A 6,946-nucleotide genomic window follows, 5' to 3' on the forward strand; every position below is an offset into this window, starting at 1 on the left:
ATCCGCTGCCGCTCGCCGTCGTCGGCCGCGCCGGCGCCGAAACGCTGGTGCCGGTCCAGGTCCGGCACGGCGAGCCGGACCGGCTCTGGATCGAGGCCGAGGATGGCGGCAGGCACCACCCCGTCCAGCGTGACATCTGGGTGGACCCGCGGGAGGTCGACGGCGTGCTGACCGGCCGGGCGACCTTCGAACTGCCGCGGGACCTGCCGCTGGGCTGGCACACCCTGCACGCCGTCTCCGGCGACGTACAGGCGACGGCCGGCCTCGTCGTCGTCCCGCAGCGGCTGGCCACGGCGGCACCGCTGGAGCAGCGGCGGGGCTGGGGCCTGGCCGCGCAGCTGTACTCGGTGCGGTCCAAGCGCTCCTGGGGGATCGGCGACTTCGCGGACCTGGCGGACCTGGCCGCCCTGGCCGGCGGGCGCGGGGCGGACTTCGTGCTGGTGAATCCGCTGCACGCGGCCGAACCGGCCCCGCCGCTGCAGCCCTCCCCCTACTCGCCGTCCACCCGGCGGTTCTTCAATCCGCTGTACCTGCGGATCGAGGCCGTGCCGGAGCTGGCCTACCTCAAGTCGAAGAAGCGCCGGCAGGTGGCCAGGCTGGCCAAGCAGGTGCGCCGGCTGAACAAGGACGCCGGCCGGCTGGACCGCGACGCCGCGTACGCCGCAAAGCTGCAGGCGCTTCAGCTGCTGTACACGGTGCGGCGCTCGCCGGCCCGGCAGGCCGCCTTCGAGGCCTTTCGCGCCGAACAGGGGGCCGGGCTGGAGGATTTTGCGCTCTGGTGCGCGCTGCGCGAGGAACGGGGCCCGGAGGACCCGTTCTGGCAGGACGCCGCGGCGGGGCCGCTCTCGGTGCAGGCCGGGGAGGCGCGCGGCCGGCTGGCGGAGCGGATCGGCTTCCACTGCTGGCTGCAGTGGCTCTGCGACGAACAGCTGGAATCGGCCCAGCGGGCGGCCGCGGCGTCCGGCATGCGGCTGGGCGTGGTGCATGACCTGGCCGTCGGCGCGGACCTGTCCAGCGCCGACGCCTGGACGCTGCGGCCGGTGCTGGCATCCGGGGTCAGCGTGGGCGCCCCGCCGGATATGTACAACCAGCAGGGCCAGGACTGGTCGCAGCCGCCGTGGCATCCGCAGCGGCTGGCCGAGGCCGGCTACGCGCCGTTCCGCGACATGCTGCGCACCGTGCTGCGCCATGCCGGCGGCGTGCGGGTGGACCACGTGCTGGGCCTGTTCCGGCTGTGGTGGGTGCCGGAGGGCAACTCCCCCGGCGACGGCGCCTACGTTTACTACGACCACGAGGCGCTGGTGGGCATCCTCGCGCTCGAGGCCCAGCGCGCCGGCGCCGTGGTCATCGGCGAGGACCTGGGCACCGTGGAGCCGTGGGTGCGCGGCTACCTGGCCGAGCGCGGCATCCTGGGCACCTCCATCCTCTGGTTCGAGTACGACGACGACGGCGCGCCGCTGCCGCCGGAACGGTACCGCACGCTGTGCCTGGCCAGCGTCAACACGCACGACCTGCCGCCGACGGCCGGCTACCTGGCCGGGGACCATGTCCGGCTGCGGCAGCAGCTGGGGCTGCTGAACCGGGCGCTGGAGGACGAGCAGGCCCTGCACGAGGAGTCCCTGGCTGCAGTCCTGGACCTGGCCCGCCGGCGCGGGCTGCTGCCGGAGGAGGCCGGCTCGCTGCCGGACGGGCAGGTCATCGAGGCGCTGTACCGGCTGCTGGCACAGTCCCCGTCCGTGCTGCTGGGCGTGTCCCTGGTGGACGCCGTCGGCGAGCGCCGGGCGCAGAACCAGCCGGGGACCCGGGACGAGTACCCGAACTGGCAGGTGCCGCTGGCCGATGCCGCGGGCAAGCCGGTGCTGCTGGAGGACCTGGCCGCGGACCCCCGGTTCGACACGCTGCTGGCGGCGGTGGAGGAAGGCCTGCGCCGGTAACCGGCCTCGGTGCGTCGGCCACCGGGCGGCTAGTCCGGCGCGCCGAGGCAGCGGACGGCTTCGGCAACATCCTCCAGCACCACCGCGGCCTGGCGCCGGACAATCTCGATCGGCGGCCGGGCACCGGTGGTGTCCGGCGGGCGCCGCTCGCTGTCCAGCCTGGCCATGGCCACCGCCTCGGCCGCCGCAGCCAGCGAATTGCCCGCCTTGGACAGGTACCGGTGCATGCGTCCGAGGCGGCCGCCGGGGATCTCCATGCCCTCACCGGGTGCCTCGCGCTGGGCCGCCATGCAGCAGCGGCGCACCTCGGGCAGCCGGCCGGACAGCTCGTTGGCAATCTGCACCAGTTCGGCGTAGAGGTCCTCGTCCGCCACCCCCTCGAGGACCTGGTGGTAGCGGTCCAGGCCGCGCCGGTACCGGTCATGCAGGCGGCGCCAGATCCCCTTGCCCAGTTCCTTGTCGTCCCGGCGGGCCTGCCGGGCGGCCCCGAAGAGCGGCACCTACAGGTACTGGCCGGGGCCGGCGTGCCGGCTTTCCGCACGCGGCGCGTTCTCGGTTTCGGAGCCGGCGGCGCGCCGCGGCACGCCGTCCTCGCCGGTGACGACGCCCTCGGCGATCATGGTGCCCGGCGGCAGCTGGCGCAGCTGCAGCTGCGCCGCCAGGTGCTGGTTGGCCGCCTGCTGGGCGGCGATGGCCGTCTGGATGCCGTGGAAGAGGCCTTCGAGCCAGCCAACGAGCTGGGCTTGGGCGATGCGCAGTTCCGCATCCGTGGGGGTGATGTCGTGCGGGAAGGGCAGGTCGATCCGGTTCAGCTCGTCGACCAGCTCGGGGGCCAGCCCGTCCTGCAGTTCCTTGATGGAGCGGGCGTGGATCTCGGCCAGCCGGCGGCGGGCGCCGTCGTCGAGCGGGGCGCTGCGCACCTCCTCGAGCAACTGGCGGATCATGGCCCCGATGCGCATCACCTTGGCCGGTTCGTCCACCAAATCGTGCAGGGAGGAGGGCCTGCGTTTTTCGTCCCGGTCCGGCCGGGCCCGCTGCTCCTGTCCGGGCTCCTGCATGTCGTCGGCGGCGAGGGCGCCCTCGAGCACCTGTTCTTCCGGCTGCGTTGCCTGCTCTTCGCTCATGGTTTCATCTTGCCAGACGGGGACGGCGGGACGGCCAGGGGTGCCGGCCCGAATCCGTTTCGTTAAGGAAGTTCTCAGAAGGCCATCACCACCAGCCCGGCAGCCGCGGCCAGGACGCCGACGCCGGTGAGGATCTTGCCCAGCAGCAGCAGGGTGTGCCCGGGCGGCTGCGGCTCGTCGACCTGCCAGCGGGCCGGGTTCCGGGCGTCATAGTAGACCAGCACGTCGGTTCCGGCGGCCGGGCCCGCACCGTCTCCGGCGCGAACAACACCCTCCAGGAAGCCGTGCTTGTCATCAAACCAGCGCACCCCGCGGCGGGCACCGTCAACGAACGCCACCCCGTCGGCGCTGCACCAGCGCGCGCCGGCCCACCGGGCGGTCCCGCCGGCGAGCAGTAACAGCAGTCCCGGCCCGAGCGCCACCCAGGTGAGCACCTCGGAGATCAGGCCGACCGCATCCAGGACATCGGACATAGCCCGATGCTATGCCCCGGCACGGGCGGCGGGCAGCTGCGACACCCGGCAGGGGACGGCGGCGGCTGCCCGCGCGGGCAGCCGCCGTCGTTCACCCGTTCAGCAGCAGCGGCCCTGGGGATTGTGCTCCTGGCGGTCCATCTTGTCCCGCCAGAATTCGCGCTCGGACATCGGTTCGGTTCCCGGGTGCGCGGCCCGGTGATGGTCAAGGTAGGTCTGGTAGGCGTTGTCCCCCATGACGCCCTTGAAGAACCAGACGAACGCCTGCCAGCCGCTGCGCAGCCTGCCCGGTGCCTGGTCCGCCGCGGCCATCAGTGGCTCCGGTGCAGGAACGGCCGGTGCTCCACCGGCAGCGCGTTCCACCGGGCCTCGAGCTGCTTCTCGGCCGGGCTGGGGATCAGCCCTGCCGGCGCGTAGGTCCGGGAGACCACGGCAGGTTCCTCGGCGCTCGGGCCGCCGCCGCTGCGCCAGGACTTGATCGTGGCGATGATGGCCATCAGGATGACGATGATGGTCAGCACCACAAACACGATGGACAGCGTGCCCTGGACGAAGGTGTTGCGCACCACCGCTTCCATGGAGGCCACATTCGTCGAGGTGCCGAAGCTGGTCTCGCCCCGGTCCAGGGCGCCGCGGTAGGCGAAGTGGTTGGCCCAGTAGCCGACCTTTGGATCCGTGGAGAAGATCTTCAGGATCGAGGCCGAGATCGTGATGACCGCGGCGAAGGCCAGCGGCACGGCAACGATCCACAGCCACTTGAACGTCCCCTGCTTCGCGACGATGGCCATGCACACCGCGAGCGCGATGGCCGCCAGCAGCTGGTTGGCAATGCCGAAGAGCGGGAAGAAGGTGTTGATGCCGCCCAGCGGGTCGGTCACGCCCAGGATGAGGATGTAGCCCCAGGCGGCCACCATGATGGCGGTGCAGATCCAGACCCCCGGCCGCCAGGAGACGTTCTTGAACTTCGGGAGGAAGTTGCCGATGGTGTCCTGCAGCATGAACCGGGCCACCCGGGTGCCGGCATCCACGGCAGTGAGGATGAACAGGGCCTCGAACATGATGGCGAAGTGGTACCAGAAGCCCATCATGCTGACGCCGCCGATGAAGCCGTGCATGATCTGGGACAGGCCCACGGCCAGGGTCGGCGCCCCGCCGGTACGCGACACCACCGATTGCTCGCCGACGTTGCCGGCCAGGGTGGTGAGCATGTCCGGGGTCAGGTTCACGCCGGAGAGCCCGAGGCTGTTCACGAAGGCCACCGCGCCTTCCACCGTGCCGCCGGTGGCGGCGGCGGAGGAGTTCATGGCGAAGTAGATGCCGCGGTCGATGGACAGGGCCGCCACCAGCGCCATGACGGCGACGAAGGACTCCATCAGCATGCCGCCGTAGCCGATAAAGCGCGTCTGCCGCTCCTTGTGTACCATCTTCGGGGTGGTGCCGGAGGAAATCAGCGCATGGAAGCCGGAGAGCGCGCCGCAGGCGATGGTCACGAACAGGAACGGGAAGAGCGTGCCGGGAACCACCGGCCCGTCGGCGCGGCCGGCGAATTCGCTGAACGCCGGCACGTTGATTTCGGGGCGGACCACCACGATGGCCACCGCCAGCATCAGGATGGTGCCGATCTTCATGAAGGTGGACAGGTAGTCGCGCGGGGCCAGCAGCAGCCACACCGGCAGCACGGCGGCGATGAAGCCGTAGATGATGATGCCCCAGGCGATGGTGGTGCGGTCCAGCGTGAAGACCGCCTGGCCCCAGCCGGTTTCGGCGATCAGTCCGCCGCCGGCGATTGCGGCCAGCAGCAGGATGAAGCCGATGAGGGAGACCTCGCTGACCTTGCCCGGGCGCAGGAAGCGCAGGTAGACGCCCATGAACAGGGCGATCGGGATGGTCATGGCCACCGAGAAGACCCCCCACGGGGACTCGCCGAGCGCGTTGACCACCACCAGGGCCAGGATCGCCACGATGATGACCATGATGGCCAGGGTCGCGATCAGCGCCGCCGTACCGCCGATCACTCCCAGCTCCTCGCGGGCCATCTGGCCCAGCGACCGGCCGCCGCGGCGCATGGAGAAGAACAGGACCAGGTAGTCCTGCACCGCCCCGGCCAGGACCACGCCGACGATGATCCAGATGGTGCCCGGCAGGTAGCCCATCTGGGCGGCCAGGACCGGCCCCACCAGGGGCCCGGCGCCGGCAATGGCCGCGAAGTGGTGCCCGTAGAGCACCCGGCGGTCGGTCACCGAGTAGTCCTTGCCGTCCGCCTTGTATTCGGCCGGGGTCGCCCGCAGGTCGTTGGGCTTGGTGATCTTGTTCTCGATGAACTTGGAGTAGAAGCGGTAGGCGATCATGTAGGTGCAGACCGCTGCGAACACGAACCAGATGGCATTGATGGTTTCGCCCCGGACGAAGGCGATAATGCTCCAGGCCACCGCGCCGAGCAGGGCGATCCCGGCCCAGAGGATGATCTTTGCCGGCGGCCACCTGCGTTCCTGCTCGGCCAGCTGCTGCGGGTCCACGGCCACGGGGGGCAGGTTCGGGTCCTGGACCAGGACGTCGTGCGGGTCCCCGGGTCCCGGCCGGACCGGGCGTTGCTGTGACATGTCGCTTATACCCTTTCGCCAGGGTCCCCTGGAAATCTCCCGAAAATCTCTTGAGAAAAGGGGGCCGGTTGTGTATGGACAGCACACTAGCAGCGCCGTGCAGTCCGTTACATAGCGCCCGGCGGCAACCGTCCGCAGGAGGGTCAGGACACGGTCAGCAGGACCTTGCCCACGTGGTCCCCGGAATCGAAGTATTCGTGCGCGGCAGCCGCCGCGGCCAGCGGGAACGTCCGGTCCACCTGCGCCGCGACCTCGCCGGATGCCAGCAGCGGCCAGACATGCTCGGCCACCGCCCGCATAATCGCGGCCTTCTCCTCCGCCGGCCGGGCCCGCAGCGTGGTGGCAATGATGGCGCCCCGCTTGGCCATCAGCTGGCCCAGGTTCAGTTCCGCCCTGGCCCCGCCCTGCAGCCCGATCACCACCAGCCGGCCGGCGGTGGCCAGCGCGTCGATATTGCGCGCCAGGTACTTGGCACCGACCACATCGAGGATCACATCCGCACCGCGGCCGCCGGTGGCTTCCTTGACCCGGGCCACGAAGTCCTCCTCGCGGTAGTTGATCAGCACCTCCGCGCCCAGGGCGCGGACGACGTCGAGTTTGGCCCGGCTGCCGGCGGTCACCAGGGGCACCGCGCCGAAGGCGCGCACCAGCTGCACGGCCATGGTGCCGATGCCGCCGGCCGCCCCGTGGATCAGCACGCTCTCGCCGGCCTGCACGCCGGCGGCCATGAACAGATTGGAGAACACCGTGGCGGCCACCTCGGGCAGGGCCGCCGCCGCCACCAGGTCCACGCCGGCCGGCACCGGCAGCACAGA

General features: G+C 71.1%; 7 protein-coding genes. 1 reads left to right on the forward strand and 6 read right to left on the reverse strand.

Annotated elements, in window-relative coordinates:
- The coding region (malQ, locus tag ACFQ36_RS19300) for a 4-alpha-glucanotransferase (protein ID WP_377016576.1) at positions 1-1,934 on the forward strand (1,934 nt) is incomplete at its 5' end.
- A gap of 29 nt (positions 1,935-1,963) precedes the next feature.
- On the opposite strand, the gene ACFQ36_RS19305 is transcribed toward malQ, so the two are convergent.
- The 6 genes from ACFQ36_RS19305 to ACFQ36_RS19330 form a co-directional block, all read right to left on the reverse strand.
- On the reverse strand, positions 1,964-2,434 hold the full coding sequence (locus tag ACFQ36_RS19305; protein WP_377016578.1) for a hypothetical protein: 471 nt from the start codon (positions 2,432-2,434) through the stop codon (positions 1,964-1,966).
- Entirely contained in the window at positions 2,435-3,058 is a 624-nt protein-coding gene (locus ACFQ36_RS19310) for a proteasome activator (protein WP_377016580.1), read from the reverse strand. It abuts the gene before it with no gap.
- 74 nt (positions 3,059-3,132) lie between these two features.
- On the reverse strand, positions 3,133-3,531 hold the full coding sequence (locus ACFQ36_RS19315) for a sortase (protein ID WP_377016582.1): 399 nt from the start codon (positions 3,529-3,531) through the stop codon (positions 3,133-3,135).
- Positions 3,532-3,630: 99 nt separating this feature from the next.
- On the reverse strand, positions 3,631-3,843 hold the full coding sequence (locus ACFQ36_RS19320) for a YbdD/YjiX family protein (protein WP_377016584.1): 213 nt from the start codon (positions 3,841-3,843) through the stop codon (positions 3,631-3,633).
- Positions 3,843-6,131, reverse strand: a complete 2,289-nt coding sequence (locus ACFQ36_RS19325) for a carbon starvation CstA family protein (protein WP_377016586.1) — start codon at positions 6,129-6,131, stop codon at positions 3,843-3,845. The genes ACFQ36_RS19320 and ACFQ36_RS19325 overlap by 1 nt, the downstream gene beginning before the upstream one ends.
- Before the next feature lie 143 nt (positions 6,132-6,274).
- The coding region (locus ACFQ36_RS19330) for a zinc-binding dehydrogenase (RefSeq protein WP_377016588.1) at positions 6,275-6,946 on the reverse strand (672 nt) is incomplete at its 5' end.

The organism is Arthrobacter sp. GCM10027362, from assembly GCF_042679445.1.
Taxonomy (GTDB): domain Bacteria; phylum Actinomycetota; class Actinomycetes; order Actinomycetales; family Micrococcaceae; genus Crystallibacter.